General features: G+C 72.9%; 17 protein-coding genes and 1 tRNA gene. 9 read left to right on the forward strand and 9 right to left on the reverse strand.

Annotation, left to right across the window (positions count from 1 at the left end):
* Positions 1–182: 182 nt before the first annotated feature.
* Positions 183–1,226, reverse strand: a complete 1,044-nt coding sequence (locus tag BUR99_RS15550; RefSeq protein ID WP_143231675.1) for an LmeA family phospholipid-binding protein — start codon at positions 1,224–1,226, stop codon at positions 183–185.
* Positions 1,227–1,252: 26 nt separating this feature from the next.
* A complete protein-coding gene (gene argS, locus BUR99_RS15555) occupies positions 1,253–2,926 on the reverse strand; it encodes an arginine--tRNA ligase (protein WP_074261279.1) in 1,674 nt (557 codons plus the stop codon).
* A gap of 39 nt (positions 2,927–2,965) precedes the next feature.
* Between argS and BUR99_RS15560 the strand changes: the two genes are divergently transcribed.
* From BUR99_RS15560 to BUR99_RS15600, 9 genes are all read left to right on the forward strand, one after another.
* A complete protein-coding gene (locus tag BUR99_RS15560) occupies positions 2,966–3,580 on the forward strand; it encodes a hypothetical protein (RefSeq protein ID WP_074261280.1) in 615 nt (204 codons plus the stop codon).
* Positions 3,581–3,594: 14 nt separating this feature from the next.
* Positions 3,595–4,776, forward strand: a complete 1,182-nt coding sequence (locus tag BUR99_RS15565) for an ROK family transcriptional regulator (protein WP_074261281.1) — start codon at positions 3,595–3,597, stop codon at positions 4,774–4,776.
* Positions 4,777–4,841: 65 nt separating this feature from the next.
* Positions 4,842–4,914: transfer RNA gene (locus tag BUR99_RS15570), tRNA-Arg, on the forward strand.
* 161 nt (positions 4,915–5,075) lie between these two features.
* Positions 5,076–6,533: a coiled-coil domain-containing protein gene (locus BUR99_RS15575; protein WP_074261282.1), complete on the forward strand. Its 1,458-nt coding sequence runs from the start codon at positions 5,076–5,078 to the stop codon at positions 6,531–6,533.
* A 136-nt stretch (positions 6,534–6,669) separates the two neighbouring features.
* On the forward strand, positions 6,670–8,622 hold the full coding sequence (locus tag BUR99_RS15580) for a TPM domain-containing protein (protein ID WP_234980884.1): 1,953 nt from the start codon (positions 6,670–6,672) through the stop codon (positions 8,620–8,622).
* 90 nt (positions 8,623–8,712) lie between these two features.
* A complete protein-coding gene (locus BUR99_RS15585; protein WP_074261284.1) occupies positions 8,713–9,450 on the forward strand; it encodes a PspA/IM30 family protein in 738 nt (245 codons plus the stop codon).
* A 90-nt stretch (positions 9,451–9,540) separates the two neighbouring features.
* The gene (locus tag BUR99_RS15590; protein ID WP_074261285.1) at positions 9,541–10,392 is read left to right on the forward strand and encodes an arginase family protein; all 852 of its coding nucleotides are present in this window, start codon (positions 9,541–9,543) and stop codon (positions 10,390–10,392) included.
* A 77-nt stretch (positions 10,393–10,469) separates the two neighbouring features.
* Positions 10,470–11,996, forward strand: a complete 1,527-nt coding sequence (locus tag BUR99_RS15595; protein WP_074261286.1) for a dihydrolipoyl dehydrogenase family protein — start codon at positions 10,470–10,472, stop codon at positions 11,994–11,996.
* A gap of 20 nt (positions 11,997–12,016) precedes the next feature.
* A complete protein-coding gene (locus BUR99_RS15600) occupies positions 12,017–12,448 on the forward strand; it encodes a Fe-S oxidoreductase (protein WP_074261624.1) in 432 nt (143 codons plus the stop codon).
* Here the strand turns inward: BUR99_RS15600 and BUR99_RS15605 are convergent.
* The 7 genes from BUR99_RS15605 to BUR99_RS15635 form a co-directional block, all read right to left on the reverse strand.
* Positions 12,411–13,367 carry a siderophore-interacting protein gene (locus tag BUR99_RS15605; protein ID WP_074261287.1) on the reverse strand — a complete coding sequence of 319 codons (957 nt, stop codon included), beginning with the start codon at positions 13,365–13,367 and terminating at the stop codon, positions 12,411–12,413. The two genes, BUR99_RS15600 and BUR99_RS15605, sit on opposite strands and share 38 nt — an antisense overlap.
* 37 nt (positions 13,368–13,404) lie before the next feature.
* Positions 13,405–15,513, reverse strand: coding sequence for an iron ABC transporter permease (locus BUR99_RS15610; protein WP_084184060.1), 2,109 nt, complete (start codon positions 15,511–15,513; stop codon positions 13,405–13,407).
* Positions 15,485–16,465 (reverse strand): iron-siderophore ABC transporter substrate-binding protein, encoded by a 981-nt coding sequence (locus BUR99_RS15615; protein ID WP_074261288.1) that lies wholly within the window; start codon positions 16,463–16,465, stop codon positions 15,485–15,487. The genes BUR99_RS15610 and BUR99_RS15615 overlap by 29 nt, the downstream gene beginning before the upstream one ends.
* 66 nt (positions 16,466–16,531) lie before the next feature.
* The gene (locus BUR99_RS15620) at positions 16,532–17,404 is read right to left on the reverse strand and encodes an ABC transporter ATP-binding protein (RefSeq protein WP_074261289.1); all 873 of its coding nucleotides are present in this window, start codon (positions 17,402–17,404) and stop codon (positions 16,532–16,534) included.
* Between the two features lie 117 nt (positions 17,405–17,521).
* Positions 17,522–18,946 carry an amidase gene (locus BUR99_RS15625; RefSeq protein WP_074261290.1) on the reverse strand — a complete coding sequence of 475 codons (1,425 nt, stop codon included), beginning with the start codon at positions 18,944–18,946 and terminating at the stop codon, positions 17,522–17,524.
* Positions 18,947–19,064: 118 nt separating this feature from the next.
* Positions 19,065–19,643, reverse strand: coding sequence for a GNAT family N-acetyltransferase (locus tag BUR99_RS15630; RefSeq protein ID WP_074261291.1), 579 nt, complete (start codon positions 19,641–19,643; stop codon positions 19,065–19,067).
* A 34-nt stretch (positions 19,644–19,677) separates the two neighbouring features.
* Positions 19,678–20,379, reverse strand: coding sequence for a uracil-DNA glycosylase (locus BUR99_RS15635; RefSeq protein WP_143231676.1), 702 nt, complete (start codon positions 20,377–20,379; stop codon positions 19,678–19,680).
* Positions 20,380–20,384 lie beyond the last annotated feature (5 nt).

Below are 20,384 nucleotides of genomic sequence, written 5' to 3' on the forward strand. Positions count from 1 at the left end.
TGCTTGGATCGCTCGCGGCGAGCGAACCCGGATCGGTTCCTGAAGCCTGCTGTGCGCGTCGACCTTGTGGGTCGGCGTACGGCGAGTCTACCGAGGCGTGCATGCCGAGCCGAATCGAGCCCGTCGAGCGAGTGCTCCCGGCGGAGCCGCGAGCGGTTCCCGGACGGAGCGGCGCGGGTCGACTACCCGCAGCTGCCCTTCTGCTCGAGGCTCGCGGAGTCGAGCACGAGACCGTCGGCCTGGAGGCGGACCGCGGCGGCACCGGACGTCACTGCGATCGACTCGAGCTGCACGCCCTCGGGCAGCCGGTCGGCGATGCAGATCTCGAGCGGGTCGCCGCCGAGGAGACGCTCGATGACGCCCGACACGTCGATCGACGCGCCGACCGCGCCCACCTCGACGCCTTCGGGTTCGAGCAGCACCGAGTCCCCCGCTGCGACCGGGGTGGCCGTCACCTGATACGTGATCGGCAGGCCGAAGATCTCGATGCGCCCCTCGTAGCCGACGGTGCCGTCGCCGAGGGTGAGCCCGGTCTCGACGCCCGCGACGGTGATGAGCTGGTTGATCGAGTCGGCGTCGGCGGTGATCGTCGCCGTCAGCTGGTCGACGGGCGCCTCGAGATCGACCGGCATGCCCTCGGCGACGACGGAGACGGCGATGGGTGCGCCCTCGACGGTCAGGTCGGGCGCATCGAGTTCGACGTGCTGCATCGTGCCCGAGAGGTACTGCCCGATCACCGAGAACCCGCCGATGCTCACGGTGACGTCGCCCTCGACGCCGTCGGGCAGGTTCGCCTCGATCTCCTCGGCGACCCGCTGCTCGGCGATGCCGCGCGCGACGATGTCGGCTACGACGACGAGCGCGACGAGTACCGCGAGCACCACGCCGACGACGATCCAGATGCGAGCGGCACGACTGAGACGCCGGCGCTCGCGGGGCTCGGCGGCCTCGGCGTCGGCAGCGGCCGGAGCCGCGGCAGCGGCGGCACCAGCAGCACCGGCAGCGCCTGCAGACGCACCAGGAGCCGGATACGGCTCGATCACCTCGGTCGGCTGCTCGTCCGAGGCATCCGTCTCGATGACCAGGGTGGCGCCCGACCCGTCGTCACCGGTCTCGACGACCGCCGTCGGCTGCGCGTCGGCGGTCTCGCCGTTCTCGACCGGTTCGACCGGCCCTGTCGCCTCGGGGGCCTCGCCCGGGTCGTGCTCGTCGCCGTGCTTCGCCATCGGTGCCTCCGGGTCGGGGTGGTGGGTCACATGCGTTCGGGTGCCGAGACGCCGAGGAGTTCGAGGCCGTTGCGGATGACCTGACCCGTCGCGTCGTTCAACCAGAGCCTCGTGCGGTGCAGTTCGCCGATGGGCTCCTCGCCGAGCGGGAGCACCCGGCAGTTGTCGTACCAGCGATGGTAGAGCCCGGCGAGCTCTTCGATGTAGCGGGCCACGCGGTGCGGTTCGCGGAGCTCGGCGGACTGGGCGACGACGCGCGGGAACTCCTGGAGGGCACCGAGCAGTGCCGACTCCGTCTCGTGGGTCAGCAGCTCGGGCGCGAACGACGAGCGATCGAGCCCGACGGATGCCGCGTTGCGGTCGACCGCGCAGGTGCGGGCGTGCGCGTACTGCACGTAGAAGACAGGGTTGTCGTTCGTGCGGCGCTGCAGGATCTCGGGGTCGATCGTCAGCGGCGAGTCGGCCGGGTACCGGCCGAGCGTGTAGCGCAGCGCGTCGGTGCCGAGCCAGGCCTGCAGGTCGTCGAGCTCGATGATGTTGCCGGCCCGCTTGGAGAGCTTCGCGCCGTTGATCGAGACGAGCTGTCCGATGAGCACCTCGACGTCGCGCTCGGGGTCGTCGCCCGCGGCGCCGGCGAGCGCCTTCAGACGGTGCACGTAGCCGTGGTGGTCGGCGCCGAGCAGGTAGATCTTGTGGCCGAACCCGCGGTCGCCCTTGTCGAGGTAGTAGGCGGCATCGGCCGCGAAGTAGGTGTAGACGCCGTTGCCGCGGCGGATCACGCGGTCTTTGTCGTCGCCGAAGTCGGTCGTGCGCACCCACACGGCGTCGTCGAGGTCGAAGACGTGCCCCTGGGCGCGCAGCCGCTCGACGGCGGTGTCGATGTCGGAGAGGCCGTCGTCGCCCTTCGCGTGCAGGCGGCGTTCGCTCGTCCACACGTCGAAGTGCACGTTGAACCGGGCGAGCGAGGCGCGGATCTCGGCGAGCTGGAGCTCGTAGGCGATCTCGGTCGCGGTGTGCAGCGCCACGGCATCGTCGAGCTCGAGGAGCTTCGGCTCGCGCTCGAGCACCTGACGGGCGAGTTCGCCGATGTAGGCGCCGGGGTAGCCGCCCTCGGGGGTCGGCTCGCCCTTCGCCGCGGCGAGCACGGAGGCGCCGAAGTTCTCCATCTGGTTGCCGGCGTCGTTGATGTAGTACTCGTTGGCCACCTCGGCGCCGGCGGCGCGCAGCACCCGGCCGATCGAGTCGCCGAGCGCGGCCCAGCGGGTGTGGCCGATGTGCAGCGGACCGGTGGGGTTCGCCGAGACGAACTCGAGGTTGATGACACTGCCCGCGAGGGCGTCGCTCGTGCCGTAGGCGGGCCCCGCCTCGACGATGGTCTTCGCGAGCGCACCGGCGGCCGCGGCATCGAGCCGGATGTTGATGAAGCCGGGACCGGCCACCTCGGCGCTCGCGACGCCGTCGACGCCGGCGAGGCCGGTCGCGAGTTCGGTCGCGAGTTCGCGCGGGTTCACGCCGAGCGGCTTCGCGACGCGCATCGCGATGTTCGAGGCCCAGTCGCCGTGCTCGCGGTTCTTCGGGCGCTCGAGTGCGACGTCGTTCGCCGAGAGCTCGAACGCGACCTCGTCGCCCGCAGCGCGACGTCGCTCGACGATGGCGAGGACGAGGGCGTACAGGGCGAGCGAAAGATCGGCGGGAGTCACCCGCAAATCCTACCCGCCGCCATTGATAAGGTTCGTCACATGCTGCGCTCGTCCCGTCTGTCCCGCACCCGTCCCGCCGCCGTCGCACTCGTGGTCGCGGCATCCGTGATGGCGCTGAGCGGATGCACCGGCGCAGCGCCCGATCCTGAGAAGACGACCGCCCCGCCGCAGGCGAGCGAGTCGCCCACCGCGACGACGGAGCCGAGCGAGACTGCGGAGCCCCTCGTGCCGTTCGCGATCGAGTGCGACGCGCTGCTCACGCCCGACCAGGTCTACGCGTTCAACCCGAACTTCGGCGCCGCCCCCGACTTCGCACCGTCGGGCGAGCAGGTCGTCGCCATCGTCGACGAGGCCGGAACCGCGTGCGGCTGGCTCAACCAGACGAGCGGCGAGGTCATCGAGATCGGCGTCGCGACTCCCACCGAGGCCGCGCTGCTCGCCCACCAGAGCGACGCCGCCATGAACTCCACACCGGTGCCCACCTACGGCACGCCGCCCGAGCTCGAGGGGTACTTCACCCAGGCCGACGGCAGCGGAGAGGCGCAGATCTTCAGCGGCCCGTACTGGATCGTGATCCGTTCCGCGGCGCTCTTCGAACCCGGCGACGCCGGCAAGCTCGTCGCCGACGTGCTCGGCAACCTGCCCGCCGCCTGACACGCGCAGCCACGATGAGATCAGCACAGGGAACGCCCTCGTGGCTCGGGGCGGTCAATGATCGCGTCGGGCTCTCGGCGCTGCTCGACCACGGACCGCTCACTCGCAACCGCATCTGCGAACTCGTCGGAGTGTCCAAACCCACCGCCTCGATGATGATGACCCGGCTGATCGCCGCGGGCGTGATCGAGGAGCGCGGCCAGGTCGCCGGCAACCCGGGTCGCAGCGCGACGCTCTACGCCGCCCGCACCGATCGCCCGCTCGGCGTCGCGATCGTGATCGAAGCCGACGAGCTCCGCGCCTCGGTCGTCGACGCGGCCGGCGGGGAGCGGCCGATCGTGCGCACCCCGCTCTCCCGCGATCCCGCCGACCGGAACGCCGTGCGCGAGGTCGCCGCCGCGATCCGCGACGCGAGCGCCGCCGCGGGCACCGACCCCTCGGTCGTGCACACCGTCTGCATCGGCACGGCCGGCTACGTCGACCCGGGCGAGGAGGGCACGCTCTTCAGCGAGACTCTCCCCGGGTGGCCCGTCAGCGGTTTGCGACGCACCCTCGAGGCCGAGCTCGGAGTCGCCGTCTTCGTCGAGAACGACGTGAACCTCGCCGCGATCGCCGAACGCCAGTCGGGCGCGGGCGAGGGCCGCGACGTGTTCGCGCTGCTCTGGCTCGGCAACGGCGTCGGCGCGTCGTTCGACGTGGCCGGCGACCTGCATCGCGGCAGCTTCGGCGGCGCCGGCGAGATCGGCTTCCTCCCGCTGTCCGCCGCCGCCCAGGCACTCGACGAGCACGCCGTCACGAGCCAGGACCTCGCGGGCGCCGTGGCCGTGCGCCGCATCGCGGCCGCCCACGGACTCGACGACACCGATCATCGCTCGGCGCTCGACGCGATCGCCGCGAGCCCCGAGCGTGCGGCGATCGTCGAGGAGATCGGAGCGCGCGTCGCGCACATCTCGCTGCCGCTGCTCGCAACCCTCGACCCCGGCCGGCTCGTGCTCGCCGGCCCCACGGCGATCGTCGGCGGCCAGCCCCTCGCCGAGGCGGTGGAGCGCGGCATCCGCAGCATCAGCAGGTGGTACCCAGAGGTCGTCGCGACGCGCATCGACCACGACCCCGTGCTGCACGGCGCACGCGCGTTCCTGACGGCGAAGGTGCGCGACGACCTGCTCGGCACGGTCGCACGTCTCAGCCTCTCCTGAGCCGCCACACCGCCGCCCGACGGGTCGGGAGCGACCGCGCGAAGTGGTAATGTCTCTAGCTGTGCGCCTCCGTAGCTCAGGGGATAGAGCGCCGGTTTCCGGTACCGTAGGTCGGGGGTTCGAATCCCTCCGGGGGCACGTTGCATGTGGTGGTGTCGGCGCTTCGCGCCGATGATCCGGCACACGATTCGAGAAGCCTCGGCCCTACCGGCCGGGGCTTTTCTCGTACGACGACTCGGTGACGGCCACGCCCGTAGACTCGGCTGGTCGCACCCGCCCGACGAGGAGAGGCCTCGCCCATGCACGTCAGCACCGGAGCCCTGCATCCCCTGGCATCCCCCCTCGGCTGGATGAACCCGTGGAGCTTCGATCGGCTCCTGCCCTTCCTCATCGTCGGCGGCCTGGTCGTCGGCATGATCGTGGTCCGGGTCCTCGATGCCCGGGCGAAGCGCCGCGAGCTCGCGCCCGCCGCCGGGCGAGCGAGCCAGTCGCCGCCGACCGTCGGGATCGAGGAGCTCGAGCGGCGAGCGGGGCTCGCCCTCGTGGCATCCGACGACCGTGTCACCGCGGCCGCCGCCGAGGTGGACTACGCGGGCGCGCTCGACGGCGACGAGGTCGCCGCCGTGCTCCGTTCGGCGCACGAGAAGGCGCGGGAACAGCTCGCCGAGGCGTTCGCGCTGCAACGCGAGGCCGGCCTCACGACCGCCCCCGACTCCGAACGGCGCGCCGCCTACGAGCGGATCCTCCGGCTGACCGACGCCGTCGACGCCGCCCTCGACCGCGACCGGCGTTCGCTCGAGCAGTTGCGCGCGCTGGGCGCCCGCGCCGTGGAGGAACACGACGCGCTCGTCGGCGAGCTCGCGGCAGTCGAACGCGATGCGGCCGGCTCGACCGCCCGACTCGCCGACGCGGCCGGTCGCTACGCCGCCGAAGCGCTCGACCCCGCAGTGACGGCCGCCGACGACGCCCGCACCGCCCTCGCCGAGGTCCGCGCGAAGCTCTCGGCTCCCGCCGAGGCGGCGACCGGCACTGCTGCGGCAGTGCAGCTCACCTCGGCCCGAGCCGAACTCCGCACGGCGGCCGATCGGCTCGCCGCCGCCGAGGCGCACCTCGCCGCCCTCGCGGCGAGCGACCTCGCCGTCGCCGACGCCATCGCCGCCCTCGAGCGCGACATCGAGGTCGCCCGCGCAATGGACAGCACCCGGCTGCGTACCGTCGCCGACGACTTCGCCGTCGAGGCCGAGGCGCTCCGCGAAGCACTCGCGGCAGCCGGCCGCGACCCCGTCTCGCTCGGCCGCAGGGTCGTGCGAGCGGATGCCGCGATCGACGCCGAGATCCGCGCAGGCGCGAGTGCCGGAGCGCTGTCGCAACGCGTGCTCGCGGAGCGATCGAGCGCACTCGCCGCCGCCCGGATGCTCGTCGGCACGGCCGAGCACGCCCTTTCGGCCGACCCGGTCGACGCCGCCGCCCGGATCCGCCGCGACGAGGCGGCGGCACTGCTCGCCGAGGCGCGCGACCTCCTCTCGGCGGCGGCGCGGCCCGAGCTCGCGCCCGGCGATGCGCGGGAACAGGCCGATGCCGCCGCGCACCTCGCGCGCCGATCGTTGGCGATCGCTCGCGACGACGCCGCCGGCACCCCGGCCTCGGGCGGACGCCTCTTCGATCGCGCGGCAGGCGGCGACGGGTTCTTCGCCGATCTCGTGGCGGGCCTCCTCGAGCGCGCCGAAGAACGGGATGCCGCGGCTCGCCACGACTGAACTGACACGCAGGCCGAGCATGGACGAGGCGCAGCGGCTCGCCATAGACTCGGGTTCGTCCGTCCGGACGGGGGAAAGGCACTGGTGCATGCGCGCAGTACGCAATTGGTCCGCGACTCTCGCGATCGTCGCTGGGGTGGTGGTCGGAACCGGCGCGACCGGGCTCGCCTGGGCTGAAGACCCCGTCTCGTTCACGTCCTCCCCCGTCGTCGACACCGCCGGTGTGCTCGGCGGCGAGACCGACGACGTCGTCGCCGCGCTCGATGCCGCTGCCGACCGCAGTGGACGCCAGCTCTTCGTGGCGTACGTCGACGAGTTCACGAATCCCGCTTCGGCGGCCGAGTGGGCCGACGAGACGGCCATCGCCAACAACCTGGGCAGCGAGGACTACCTGCTCGCCGTGGCCGTCGACGGCCGCGCCTACTACCTCTCCGCCGCGAGCGACGCCTCGATCTCCCCCGACGAGCTCGACCGCATCAGCCTCGAGGTCATCGAGCCGAACCTCCGCGACGAGGACTGGGCGGGCGCGGCGATCGCAGGCGCGAACGCCATCGCCGACGGATCGGCGGGCGGCGGCAACGGTAGCGGCTGGGGCTTCGTCTGGTTCATCGTGATCGCCGCGGTCATCGTCGTGATCATCGCGATCGTGCTCGCGCGACGCAAGAAGAAGCGTGCGACGGGTGGCGGCGAGGGCGGCGCCGGCCAGGTTCCGCTCCCCTCGATCGAGGAGCTGCGCCGACAAGCGGGCAGCGCACTCGTGCAGATCGACGACGCGGTGAAGACGAGCGAAGAGGAGCTCGGCTTCGCCGTCGCCTCCTACGGGGAGGCGTCGACCGAGTCGTTCCGCGCCGCCCTCGACGCCGCGAAGGCGAAGGTCGCCCAGGCGTTCGGCCTGCAGCAGCAGCTCGACGACGCCACTCCTGACACCGACGAGCAGCGCCGCGAATGGTACGGCGGCATCATCCGGCTCACGGGCGAGGCCGACGCCATGCTCGACGAGCAGGCGGAGCAGTTCGACGAGCTGCGGGCGCTCGAGCGCGACGCCCCCGCCCAGCTCTCCCGCGTGCAGGAGGAGGCGACCGCGGCCGAGGCGACCATCGCGCCGGCCGAGCAGCGCCTCGCCGCGCTCGGCGCGCAGTACGCGGCATCCGCCACCGCGCCCGTCGCCGACAACCTGGCGCAGGCGCGGTCGCGCATCGGCTTCGCCCGCGAGGCGCTGGCCGCCGCGAGCACGGATGTCGCGGCCGGCGACGCCGCCCAGGCCGCGGTCGGCATCCGCGCGGCCGAGGAGGCCGTCGACCAGACCACGCTGCTGACGGCTGCCGTCGAGCGGCTGGCCGCCGACCTGACGGCGGCGGATGCCGCCGTCGCCGCCGGCGTCGACGAACTCGACCGCGACGTCGCGACCGCCCGCGGCCTGCAGAACGCCGAGGCTGCGGCGCTCGCCGACCGAGTGGCCTCGGAGTCGGCGGCGCTGCGGGCGGCGATCGCCGCTCCCGGGCGCGACCCGATCGCGCTGCAGGCGAAGCTCGAGCAGGTCGACGCCGAGATCGACGCCGCGATCCAGAGCGTGCGGGATGCCGCCGAGCAGGCCGCCCGCGTGCAGGCCCAGCTCTCCCGATCGCTCACGACCGCACAGTCGCAGGTGCGGGCCGCCGAGGACTACCTCGTCGCACGCCGCGGCGCGATCGGCGCCGAGGCCCGCACCCGCCTGGCCGAGGCGGGTCGCCTGCTCGTGGAGGCCCAGGGCGCTGCGACGACCGACCCCGGTGCCGCGCTCGCCTCCGCACAGCGGGCCGAACGCCTCGCAGCCGAGGCGATGTCGCTCGCCCAGCGCGACGTCGGGGGCTTCGGCGGCATGGGCGGCTACGGCGGCACCGCCGGAGGCGCTTCGGGCGGCGGAGGCGACGTCCTCGGCGCCGTGCTCGGCGGCATCCTCATCAACTCGGTCCTCGGCGGCGGGGGCGGCGGCTACGGCGGCGGTCGTTCCTCGGGAGGCTTCGGCGGCGGGCGCAGCAGCGGCCGCTCCGCCGGCAGCTTCGGCGGCTCGGCGACGCGCTCCCGGCGCGGGAGCGGAGGCCGATTCTGAGCCTCCCGATGCACCGCGGGGCCGCCGGCTGACCTCCGACCGACCACGAACCGGCACGACCGAACCCTGATCACCACGAAAGGAACGACCATGGCAAAGCAGTCCATCTTCGGACGGATCTCGCAGCTCCTGCGAGCCAACATCAACGGCCTCATCGACCAGGCGGAAGACCCGCAGCTGATGCTCGACCAGATGGTGCGCGACTTCACGAACTCCATCGCCGACGCCGAGGCCGCCATCGCCGAGACGATCGGCAACCTGCGCCTCCTCGAAGACGACCACCGCGAAGACATCGAAGCCGCGCGCGAGTGGGGCGAGAAGGCCGTCGCGGCCAGCCGCAAGGGCGACGAGCTCCGTGCCGCGGGCGACGCATCCGGCGCCGACAAGTTCGACAACCTCGCGAAGGTGGCTCTCAGCCGCCAGATCTCCTCCGAGAACGAGGCCAGGTCGGCCGAGCCGCAGATCGCCGCGCAGACCGAGGTCGTCGACAAGCTGAAGTCGGGGCTGAACGGCATGAAGGAGAAGCTCGTCCAGCTCCAGAACAAGCGCTCCGAGCTCGTCGCGCGGGCGAAGACCGCCGAGGCGCAGCGGCAGGTGCAGGACGCCGTCAAGTCGATCGACATCCTCGACCCGACGAGCGACATCGGCCGCTTCGAGGACAAGATCCGTCGCGAGGAGGCGGTCGTGCGCGGCCAGGCCGAACTCGCGGCCTCGAGCCTCGACGCGCAGTTCAACGAGCTCGACGACCTCGGCGAGCTCACCGAGGTCGACGCCCGACTCGCCGCGCTGAAGGCCGGCGGTTCGAGCCAGGGCGCCATCGGCGGCTGATCGACCGGTCGTTCTGCGGGTCGATCCTGTCGAAACCTCACGGGGTCTCGACAGGCTCGACCCGCAGTGGAACGCGCGATACTTGAGAACATGCCCGCAACGTTCGTGGTGGTCCCGCTCTGGCAGGGATCCGTCTCCTCCCGCGCCATGAGCCTTGCCGACGGCGCCGACGCCATCCTCGGCGACCTCCCGAGCTCCTCGACCGTCGTGGTCGAGGTGCCGATCGAGGCCGGCGAGTCGCTCGGCACCGGGGTGCAGCGGTACAGCACGCTCGTGCGTGTGCGCGAGCGCACGGCCGCAGCGCTCTCGCACGTGCCCGAATGGGCGCTCACGATCGGCGGCGACTGCGGTGCCTCGCTCGCCTCGGTCGCCCATGCCTCGGCGCGCACGGGCGGCGACCTCGCGGTGCTCTGGCTCGATGCGCACCCCGATCTGAACACCCCCGAGACCTCGCCGTCGGGCGGGTTCGGCGGCATGACGCTGCGCGCGGTCACGGGCGAAGGGGCTGAGGGGCTCGCCCTCGACCCCGAGACCCGCGTCGCACCCGAACGACTCGTGCTCGGCGGCATCCGCGCAATCGACGACGAGGAACGCCGATTCATCGACGCGCACGATGTGGCGACGCTCACCGTCGAAGACCTCTCGGACCCGTCGCTCGTGATCGCCGCCCTCGAGGCGACGGGCGCGTCGCAGGTCTTCATCCACATCGACCTCGACGTGCTCGACCCGGCGGAGCTCGCCGGCCTCTCGTATCCCATGCCGTTCGGCATCGGCGTCGCCGAGCTCGTCGCGCTCGTACGCGCCGTCGCCGCCCGCTTCCCGCTCGCCGGCGCCGCGATCGCCTGCTTCGCACCGGCGTCGCCGCAGTCGGCCGACGACGACCTGCCGACCATCCTGCGCCTGATCGGCGCGCTCACCTCCGGCGGCGCCACGCCCCGCTGACCGCCTCCACGCGCCCACTTCTGCCTAGGCTGGGGATCGGGCCGTCGGCACGTGCCGGCGCACCGGAGGGGAACGGGATGGAACGCGAAGTCGACGTCATCGTCATCGGCGGCGGGCCGGTCGGAGAGAACGCCGCCGATCGGGCACGCGCCGCCGGACTCGAGGTCGTGCTGGTCGAACGCGAACTCGTGGGAGGCGAATGCTCCTACTGGGCATGCATCCCGTCGAAGACGCTGCTGCGGAGCGCGGCCGCACTCCGCGCCGCGCAGCGCGTCGACGGAGCGAAGCAGGCCGTCACCGGCCGCCTCGACGTGCCTGCCGTGCTCGCCCGGCGCGACTACTGGGTCTCCGATTGGAGCGACCAGGGCGGGGCCGACTGGCTCGAGAGCATCGGCATCGGCCTCGAACGCGGGCACGGCCGCCTCGACGGCGTGCGACGCGTGGTCGTCGAACGCACGGGCGGCGGGGAGGTCGCGTACCGTGCGCGTCATGCGGTGATCGTCGCGACCGGCACCGATCCGGTCGTTCCGCGCATTGACGGCCTCGCCGAGGCCGCACCCTGGACCAGTCGCGAGGCCACGAGCGTCACCGAGCCGCCGGCGAGGCTCGTCGTCATCGGCGGCGGCGTCACCGGCGTCGAGATGGCGACCGCCTTCGCGGGATTCGGCACCGAGGTCACGGTGCTCGCCCGCAGCGGCCTGCTCAGCACCATGGAGCCGTTCGCCGGCGAAGCCGTCGCGAAGGGCCTTCGGGAGCTCGGGGCATCCGTTCGCCTCGATGCGGCCGTCGAGCGCGTCGAGCGCACCGCGTCCGGTGAAGTCGTCGTCACGCTCGCCGGCGGCGAGACGGTGACGGCCGACGAGGTGCTCATCGCCACCGGACGCCGGCCCCGCTCCGAACGACTCGGACTCGAGACGGTCGGCCTCGAGCCGGGCGGCTGGGTCTCCGTCGACGACACGATGCTCGCGACGGGAGCCGCCGGCAACGACTCGCAACCATGGCTCTACGCCGCAGGAGACCTCAATCACCGCGCCCTGCTCACGCACCAGGGCAAGTACCAGGCGCGAGCCGTCGGCGACCTCGTCGCTGCGCGCGCGCTCGGCACGCCCGAACAGACCTCGCCGTGGGGCGCGCACGTCGCGACGGCCGACCACTCGGCCGTGCCGCAGGTCGTGTTCGCCGAGCCCGAGGCCGTCTCGGTCGGCCTGACCGCCGCAGAGGCCGAGCGCGACGGGCGCGAGGTTCGCGTCGCCGACGTGTCGTTCTCCTCGGTGAGCGGCGCCGGCATCCTCGCCGACGGCTACGAGGGGCAGGCGCGGCTCGTCGTCGACACCGAGCGGGGCACGGTCGTCGGAGCGACCTTCGTCGGGCAGGATGTCGCCGAACTCCTGCAGTCGGCGACCATCGCGATCGTCGGCGAAGTCCCGATCGACCGGCTCTGGCATGCGGTGCCCGCGTTCCCGACCATGAGCGAGGTCTGGTTGCGACTGCTCGAGGCGCTCGGCAGACGGACGGCAGCGGATGCCTCGGCGCCCGCTGATTCCGAGGCATCCGACGCCGACGACTCCGGCGCACGCAGCGACGACGCCGAGGCCGCAGCGTGAGCGGCAGCGTGAGCCGCGGCATGAGCGACGATCTGCCCGAGCGAGGGAACGACCGGACGCTCCGCATCCGCCTGACCGACTCCCCCGTCAGCCGCGTCGGCTACTGGTGGGCGACCGCCGTCGGGTTCACCTGGGGCTTCCTCTGGAGCACGGGCCCGATCGAACGCCGCCACGGACTCTTCGTCTTCACCGGCATGCCGAAGTGGACCTTCGGCCGAGGGGGCTCCTGCGTGGGCGGGTGCTACCTCACGAACCGCAACGTCAGCGAGCGCGTGCTCGGTCATGAGGCGGTGCACAAGGAGCAGTGGCTGAAGTACGGCATGCTGTTCCCGTTGCTCTACCTCGTCGCCGGGCGCAACCCGCTGAAGAACCGCTTCGAGATCGAGGCGGGACTCGAGGCCGGCGGGTACCTGCCTACCCCTCGGCGCGGCCGAGCTTCCAGTACCCCATGAAGGCCACTCGGCGCCGATCGACGCCGATCCCCTTCACGAGATGGCGTCGCAGCGTCGTGATCGCCGACGCCTCCCCCGCGAGCCAGGCGTAGAGGCCGCCGTCGTCGGCGGCCGCCGGCGCCTCCCAGACGAGCTCGTCGTCATCGAGAGAGGGCAGTTCGCGCGCGGTCGCCGGGGCGGCAGCGGGCACGGCGGCCGCGGCGGGGTCGGCGGCGACCCACGCGTCGGCCCAAGCCGTGACCGCCTCGACGAGGCGCGTGCCGTACTCGGGCGCGGGCTCGGGCTCGGGCCGGCCGTCGTGGACCTGCGATGCGTCGCCGCGGGGCAGCCAGCGCACCGAGACCCCGGCCGGGGCGCGGAGCTCGAGCGCGTCGCCGGCCTCGGGCACCTCGAGGAACACCGCGCCCCGGGCGTCCACGGGCAACTGCTCGAGGATCGCTCCGACGGCGGGCACTGCGGTCTCGTCGCCCGCGATGAGCAGCGTGCGTGCTGCGCCCGGGCGCCATTCCCATCCGCCCGACTCCTCCTCGCTCGTCGCGTCGGGCGCGATGACGAGCAGGCGATCGCCGGGCCGGGCCGACGCGATCCACCGCGACGCCGGTCCGCTGTCGCCGTGGGCGACGAAGTCGACGTCGAGCTCCCCCGCCCCGGGCCGCGCCTCGCGGATCGTGTAGGTGCGGATCGGGTTGCGGCGATCGTCGGGCAGGGCACGCCAGGCCGAGTACCAGTCCCCCTCGAACGGCACGTAGTCGTACCCGCTCGCGGCCAGCGGGAGCACGACCTTGATGCGCTGGTCGGGGCCGTCCCAGCCGAGCTCCTTCAGGTCGTCGGAGCGCAGCGTCACGCGCACGAAGTGCGGCGACATCCGCTGGATCAGGGCGACCTGCGTGTCGAAGACTCGGTATCCGGGCTTGGCCATGCGAATTTCTCCTGTCGGAAGGGGTCGAGGATCGTGGTCAGGCGCTGCGGCGCGAACGCCAGAGCAGCCAGACGAAGTAGGGGGCGCCGACGACCGCGGTGAGGAGGCCGGCAGGGAGTTGGGCCGGTGCGATGACGGTTCGGCCGAGGGTGTCGGCGACGCACACGAGCAGCGCGCCGAGGAGCGCCGCGAGCGGCAGCACGAGGGCGTGGCGCGAACCCACGAGGGCCCGTGCGGCGTGCGGGGCGACGAGGCCGACGAATCCGATCACGCCCACCGCCGAGACCGCGGTGGCCGTCAGCGCGACGCTGACGGCGAGCAGGCCGAGGCGCGCCGAGCCGAGCCGCACCCCGAGCACCCGAGGGGTGTCGTCGTCGAACGCGAGCAGGTCGAGTTCGCGGCGGGCCGAGGCGAGCAGCGGCACGGCGATGAGGATCACGATCGCGAGCGGGATCAGTTGGGGGAACGTGCGCCCGTAGGTGGAGCCCGACATCCACGTGAGCGCCTTGGCCGCGTTGTAGGGGTCGGTCGCGATGATGAGCATCGACGTGATGGCCCCTGCAGCGGCCGAGACGCCGAGCCCGATCAGGATGAGCCGCGTCGAGGCGAGGCTGCCCCGCATCGCGAGCCCGAAGACGATGAGCGCCGCGAGCGCGGCCCCGGCGAGACCGCCGACGGTCACGCCGAGGAACGTCGCGAGCGGCCAGAAGGTGATCACGAGCACCGCGCCGACCCCGGCGCCGCCGGTGACGCCGAGGATCGCGGGCTCCGCGAGCGGGTTGCGGGAGACCGACTGCACGACGGTGCCGGCGAGCGCGAGCGCCGCGCCGGCGAGGATCGCCGCGGCGACGCGCGGCGCACGGGTGTTCATCACGAATTCGACGAGCGGCCCGGCCTGCCCGGTCATCCAGTTGAGCACGTCGCCGCCGAGCATCTTGGCGTCGCCGAGCAGCAGCGACACGAAGGCGAGCACGACGAGCAGCACAGCGGATGCCGCGATCACGAGCCCACGGCCGCGAGGCGAGAGCCCGGCGCCGATGACGAACCCGGTGCCGCTCTCGGAGGAGGCGCGGGCCCGGAGCGCGAGGGCGATGAGGAACACCGCGCCGAAGATCGTGGTGACGACGCCGGTGGGCACCTCGACGGCCGCCTGCCCGCCGAACGCGAGCCGCAGCAGCACGTCGGCGCCGAGCACGACGATGACGCCCATGACCGCCGAGGCGGGGATGAGGAGGACGTGCCGCTGCATGCCGGGCACCCGCACGGCGATGAGGCGCACGATCGCGGGCGCAGCGAGACCGACGAAGCCGATGGGGCCGGCGACGGTGACGGCGGCCGCCGACAGCAGCACGGCGAGGAGGAGCCCGAGGAGGCGAGTGCGGCGCACCGGAACGCCGAGCACCGTCGCGGTGTCGTCGCCGAGCGCGATGAGGTCGAACCGGCGGGCGAAGAGGAGGAGGGCTGCGACCGCGAGCAGCACGACGGGCCCGAGCTGGAGCATGGGGGTCATGCCCGTCTGCGCGAGCGTGCCGTTGCCCCAGGAGTAGAGGCCCTCGGTGCGCTCGGGGAAGAGCAGGAGCAGCATCGTGGTCAGCGCGGAGAGCGCGAGTGCGATGGCCGATCCGGCGAGCACGAGCCGCACGGTGCCACCGCCGCGAGCACCGCCTGCGGAGAGGGCGAGCACGAGACCGGCCGCCGCGAGGCCGCCGACGAAGGCGACCATGCCGCCGCCCGCGACGGGCAGCGCGATGCCGAAGGCCGCGACCACGACGACGGCGAGATACGAGCCCGCGTTGACCGCGAGGGTGTCGGGCGAGGCGAGCACGTTCCGCGAGATGCTCTGCATCACGAGCCCCGCGACGCCGAGCGCGATGCCGATGAGCACGCCGGCGGCGAGCCGCGGCATCCGCGAGGCGAGGAGCACTGCGGCCGACTGGTCGTCGGACGCCCCGGCGAGCAGTCCGAGCAGCTCGGGCAGACCGACATCCGCCGAGCCCTGCGTCACGTGCACCGCGGCGAGCAGGGTCGCGACGACGAGCCCGAGCGCGATGAGGAGCACCGCACCGAGGCGGGGCCGGGTGGCCCCGCCTCGAGCGGGAATCAGCGCTTCAGCCTGTTCAGCCGGCAAGGGACGCGACGACGGCATCGACGTAGTCGTTCATCGACGAGGGGCCGCCGAACATCCAGATGCCGTCGGGCAGACGGTGCACATTGCCGCTCTGCACGAACGGCAGTGACGTCCACACCGCGTTGCCCGCGAGCTCGTTCTGGTACGCGTCGCTCTCGCCGTTCGCGATGTAGAGGAACTCCACGTCGCCGACGGCCGTGAGGCCCTCGACGTCGGTCGAGCCGAGGCCGTAGTCGGCGTCGCCCTTGCCCGTCCAGGCGTTCTCGAGGCCGAGCTCCTCGGTCACGGCGGTCAGCAGCGCGCCCTCGGCGAACGGGCGGATCGAGACCTGGCCGCCCGTGGCCCAGGAGTCGCTCATCATGAACGGGGCGCCGGCCAGCCCTGCGGCCTCGAGCGCGGCCTTGCCCTCGGCGACCTTCTCGTCGAAGCCGGCGAGCAGTTCCTCGCCCTCGGCCTCGTGACCGGTCGCGGTCGCGATGCGCTCGAGGTTCGACTCCATCTGGCCGATGGGGTTCGAGGCGTCGGCGCCGCGCACGACGAGCACGGGGGCGAACTCCTCGATCTGTGCGATGACCGACTCCGAGAGGTCGGTGGTGGTGAGCACGAGGTCGGGCGCGAGGCCGGCGATGGCGTCGACCGAGGGCTCGCCGCGGCCTCCGACATCCGTGACGCCGTCGTCGAGGGTCTCGGACGTCACCCAGGCGCTGTAGCCCTCCACGTCGGCGACGCCGACCGGCATGACGCCGAGTGCGACGAGGTTCTCGGCGGTGTTCCACTCGAGGGCGACGATCTTCTCCGCGGGGGCGGCGAGCTCGATCGACTCGCCGCGGTCGTCGGTGATGACGATCGCGGCGTCACCGCTGGCCGCACCGGCCTCCTCGGTCGTGCCGCAGCCGGTCAGCAGCAGCACGGATGCCGCGGCGAGGGCGGTCAGGGCGATGGTCGGCCGGGTGACGGCAGCTCTTCTCATGGTGTCCTTCGATCGGTGCGCAGGCATGGGTGTCCCACGCGAGGGGGGTGGGTTGGTCGCGCCGCGCTAGGCGACGACGAGGCGTTCGACGCGTTGCCGCGTGTTGTAGCGGCCGATGGGGCACGTCGTGATGCAGCCGCGGTCGTCGGTGACGACGTCGACGCGGATGCCGTAGGCCGAGCTCAGCACGTCCGAGACGAGCACCTCGGTGGGGGTGCCGACGGCGCGGACGCGGCCGGATTCGAGGAGCACCACCCGGTCGGCGACGGCGGCGGCCTGGTCGAGGTCGTGCAGCACGACGCCGATGGTGACCCCGTGCTCGTCGGCGAGCTCGCGGATCAGGTCGAGGAGTTCGACCTGGTAGCGCAGGTCGAGGTAGGTGGTCGGTTCGTCGAGGAGCAGCACGCTCGTGTCCTGCGCGAGGCACGACGCGAGCCACACGCGCTGCAGCTGGCCGCCCGAGAGCCGGTCGACGGGCTGGTCGGCGAAGTCGGCGACTCCCGTGAGCTCCATGGCGCGCATGACGATCGCGGCGCCGTCGGCGTCGCCGGCGATCCACCGGCCGCGGTGCGGGTGCCGGCCGAACTCGACGAGCTCGCGCACGGTGATGCCGCCGGGCGTCGGCCGGCTCTGGGCGAGCAGGGTGACGCGCCGGGCGAACTCGCGGCCGTTCAGCGAGGCGGCGTCGACGCCGTGCTCGAGGAGGTCGGCGGGCTCGGTGCCGTGCGCGCCCTCGCTGATCGTGCGACCCTCGTCGGCGGCGAGCAGCACGCGACCGGCGTCGGGCCGATGCAGGCGGGCCAGCGAGCGCAGCAGCGTCGACTTGCCGCTGCCGTTGGGGCCGACGAGCGCGGTGACCTTGCCCGGTTCGAGGTGGATCTCCGCGCCGTGCACCACGGGGGCGCCGTCGTAGGAGAGGGTGAGGTCGAGACCGAGCATGGCTTCAACTATAGGTGAGGCTTACCTAACTTCGTCAAGCTGGGCGTCGAACCGGGCGTCGAACCGGGCGTCAGAGATCGCCGCGAAGGCCCGTCAGCCGCCGTCGGCGCGCCCGGGTCACCAGAGTTCCGGATGCAGCCGGCTCCGCCCCACCCGCCGCTCGAGCTGCGCGGCGATGGCGAAGAGCGTCGCCTCGCCGCCCGGTCGCCCGATGAGCTGCACGCCCATCGGCACGCCGCCCGCGGTCTCCGACACGGGCACGGTGATCGCCGGCAGCCCCGAGACGTTCACGAACGACGTGAACGGCGTGAACTGCACCTGCTGGGCGAAGTTGCGCTCGCCGTCATCGGGGTCGTACCAGCCGACCGGTCGCGGCGTCATGGCCAGCGCCGGCGTCAGCACGGCGTCGTACGAGGCGAACCGGCGGATGACGCGCTCCTCGAAGCCGGTGAGCCATGCGAGCGCCTCGGCCAGCTGACGAGCCGGCAGCGCCCTGCCGCGGGCGAGCAGCCACCGCGTCAGCGGCTCGAGCAGCGCCTCCGGTTCGCCGTCGACGGGGATCGTCGCGGCGCCCGCCTGCCAGATCGTGCGGAACGCCTCGGAGTAGCCGGGCTCCGGCGCGGGTGCCATCGCCTCCATGCCGTGGCCGAGGCGCTCGAAGGCTTCGATGGCGACATCGAGCGCCGCGCGAGCCTCGGGTTCGATCACGATGTCGTAGGCGTCGTCCCACGGCGAATCGGTCATGACCCCGAGCTGGAACCGGCCCTCGCCCCGGATCGCCGCGCCGAGGAACGGCCCGTCGTCGCCGGCCGCACGCAGCGCGAAGCGATGCGCCGCCGGATACCCCGACGGGGCGATCAACCCGTCGAGGAGCAGCGCGGCGTCGGCGACCGTGCGGGCGAGCGGCCCGGCGACGCCGAGCCCGGCGAGGCTCGTGAGCCCGGAGCCCGCAGGCACTCGGCCGCGGCTGGGCTTGACGCCCACGAGCCCGCACGAGGCGGCCGGGATGCGGACCGACCCGCCGCCGTCGGAGCCCGGCGCGAAGGGCAGCATTCCGGATGCCACGGCCGCCGCCGCTCCCCCGCTGGAACCGCCTGCGCCGAGCGCGAGGTCCCACGGGTTCCTCGTCGGGATCGTTCCGACGCCCTCGGTGTACGAGGGCAATCCGAACTCGGGCGTCTGCGATTTGCCCAGGCTGATCGCCCCGGCCGTGTCGACCGCCTGCACGAGCTCGTCGGAGGCATCCGGCACGAAATCGGTGAAGACCCGGGAGCCGAAGCGGGCGGGCACGCCGGCCCGCAGGTGCAGGTCCTTGTCAGCGAGGGGCAGCCCCCAGAGCGGCGCGGTCTTCGGCACCTCGGCGGTCACGTGACGCGCCCGCTCGAGCGCGGCCTCGGGCGTGACGGTCGCGAAGGCGCCGACCTCGGGGTTCAGCCGTTCGACGCGGGCGAGGTAGTGCTCCGTCAGTTCGACCGGCGAGACGTCGCCCCGCTGCAGCATCTGGTGGAGTTCGAGGGCGGTGTGATCGTGCAGGGACGTCATGCTCCGAGCCTACGGCCGAGTGCGGTGCCTGCAGCGGATCGAGATCGACCTCGTCCGCCCCGGTCTCCCGCCGGCGGCCCGGACTCGTGCCACGACGCGCGCCGCGGCATCCGCTCGACTACTTCAGCGACCGCTGCAGCAGCACCGTGCCGAGCCATCGGTCGAACTTGAATCCCACGCGGCCCATGCGGCCGATCTCCTCGAATCCGAACTTCTCGTGCAAAGCGATCGAGGCCTCGGCGCCCTGGTCGGCGATGACGGCGATCATCTCCTTGAGGCCCGCCGCCTTCGAGCGTTCGATGAGTTCGGCGAGCATCACGCGACCGAGTCCCTTGCCGGATGCCGCGGGGCCGAGGTAGATCGAGTTCTCGACCGTGAACCGGTAGGCGCGCTTCGGCTTCCACGGAGCCACGAGGGCGTAGCCGAGCAGCTGACCACTCGGCGACTCGGCCACGATGAAGGGCATGCCGAGCTTCTCGAGGGAGGCGAACTTCGCCTTCCACTCCTGCAGGGTCATCGCGTCCTCGTCGAAGGTGACCGTGGAGTTGGCGACGTAGTAGTTGTAGATCTCGCGCACCGCGGGCAGGTCGGCGGCACGGGCGTCGCGGAGCGTGTATTCGAACGGCGCCTCGACGGGCGCGGGCTTGCGAAGGTGGGGCGGCAGCACGCGGCGCTCCTGGTATTCCTCTTCGAGCATGCGGTCAGAATACCGGCGGCGTGTTGCGGCCGGGTTACGAGGCGGCCGGATGGCCGGCACCCGGCAGGCGCCAGTCGATGGGGTCGGCCCCCTGCGCCGCCAGCAGCGCGTTCGCCCGACTGAAGGGCTTCGAGCCGAAGAAGCCGCGCGATGCCGAGAGCGGACTCGGATGCGCGGACTCGATCAGCGGCGTCGACCCGAGCAATGGCGCGAGACGCTGCGCGTCGCGTCCCCAGAGGATGGCGACGAGCGGGCGATCGCGCGCGACGAGCGAGCGGATCGCATGGTCGGTGACCCGCTCCCAGCCCTTGCTGCGGTGCGAGCCGGGCGCTCCCGGCTCGACCGTCAGCACACGGTTCAGCAGCATGACCCCGTTCGCGCTCCAGTGCGTGAGGTCGCCGTGCACGAGCGGCGCGACGCCGAGGTCGTCGACGAGTTCGCGCGAGATGTTCGCGAGGCTCCGCGGCAGCGGGCGCACCTGCGCGTCGACCGCGAACGAGAGGCCGATCGGATGCCCCGGCGTGGGGTACGGGTCCTGACCGACGATCAGCACCCGCACGTCGGCGAGCGGGGCACGGAAGGCGCGCAGCACGTGCTCGCCCGCCGGGAGGTACCCGCGCCCCGCCGCGGTCTCGGCTCGGAGGAACCCGCCGAGCTCGGCGATCGTCGGTGCGACCGGGGCGAGCGCCTCGGCCCAGCCGGGGTCGAGGAGCCCGGGCGCGAACTCCTCGGGCAACCGCC

The sequence above is a fragment of the Agromyces cerinus subsp. cerinus genome (genome assembly GCF_900142065.1).
In the GTDB taxonomy this organism is placed as follows: Bacteria; Actinomycetota; Actinomycetes; order Actinomycetales; family Microbacteriaceae; genus Agromyces; species Agromyces cerinus.

Bases quoted from the DNA above. Each gene is read 5' to 3' on its own strand.
- BUR99_RS15550 (WP_143231675.1), bottom strand. From the start codon at position 1,226: ATGGCGAAGCACGGCGACGAGCACGACCCGGGCGAGGCCCCCGAGGCG.
- BUR99_RS15560 (WP_074261280.1), top strand. From the start codon at position 2,966: ATGCTGCGCTCGTCCCGTCTGTCCCGCACCCGTCCCGCCGCCGTCGCA.
- BUR99_RS15565 (WP_074261281.1), top strand. From the start codon at position 3,595: ATGAGATCAGCACAGGGAACGCCCTCGTGGCTCGGGGCGGTCAATGAT.
- BUR99_RS15575 (WP_074261282.1), top strand. From the start codon at position 5,076: ATGCACGTCAGCACCGGAGCCCTGCATCCCCTGGCATCCCCCCTCGGC.
- BUR99_RS15585 (WP_074261284.1), top strand. From the start codon at position 8,713: ATGGCAAAGCAGTCCATCTTCGGACGGATCTCGCAGCTCCTGCGAGCC.
- BUR99_RS15590 (WP_074261285.1), top strand. From the start codon at position 9,541: ATGCCCGCAACGTTCGTGGTGGTCCCGCTCTGGCAGGGATCCGTCTCC.
- BUR99_RS15595 (WP_074261286.1), top strand. From the start codon at position 10,470: ATGGAACGCGAAGTCGACGTCATCGTCATCGGCGGCGGGCCGGTCGGA.
- BUR99_RS15600 (WP_074261624.1), top strand. From the start codon at position 12,017: ATGAGCGACGATCTGCCCGAGCGAGGGAACGACCGGACGCTCCGCATC.
- BUR99_RS15605 (WP_074261287.1), bottom strand. From the start codon at position 13,367: ATGGCCAAGCCCGGATACCGAGTCTTCGACACGCAGGTCGCCCTGATC.
- BUR99_RS15610 (WP_084184060.1), bottom strand. From the start codon at position 15,513: ATGCCGTCGTCGCGTCCCTTGCCGGCTGAACAGGCTGAAGCGCTGATT.
- BUR99_RS15615 (WP_074261288.1), bottom strand. From the start codon at position 16,465: ATGAGAAGAGCTGCCGTCACCCGGCCGACCATCGCCCTGACCGCCCTC.
- BUR99_RS15620 (WP_074261289.1), bottom strand. From the start codon at position 17,404: ATGCTCGGTCTCGACCTCACCCTCTCCTACGACGGCGCCCCCGTGGTG.
- BUR99_RS15625 (WP_074261290.1), bottom strand. From the start codon at position 18,946: ATGACGTCCCTGCACGATCACACCGCCCTCGAACTCCACCAGATGCTG.
- BUR99_RS15630 (WP_074261291.1), bottom strand. From the start codon at position 19,643: ATGCTCGAAGAGGAATACCAGGAGCGCCGCGTGCTGCCGCCCCACCTT.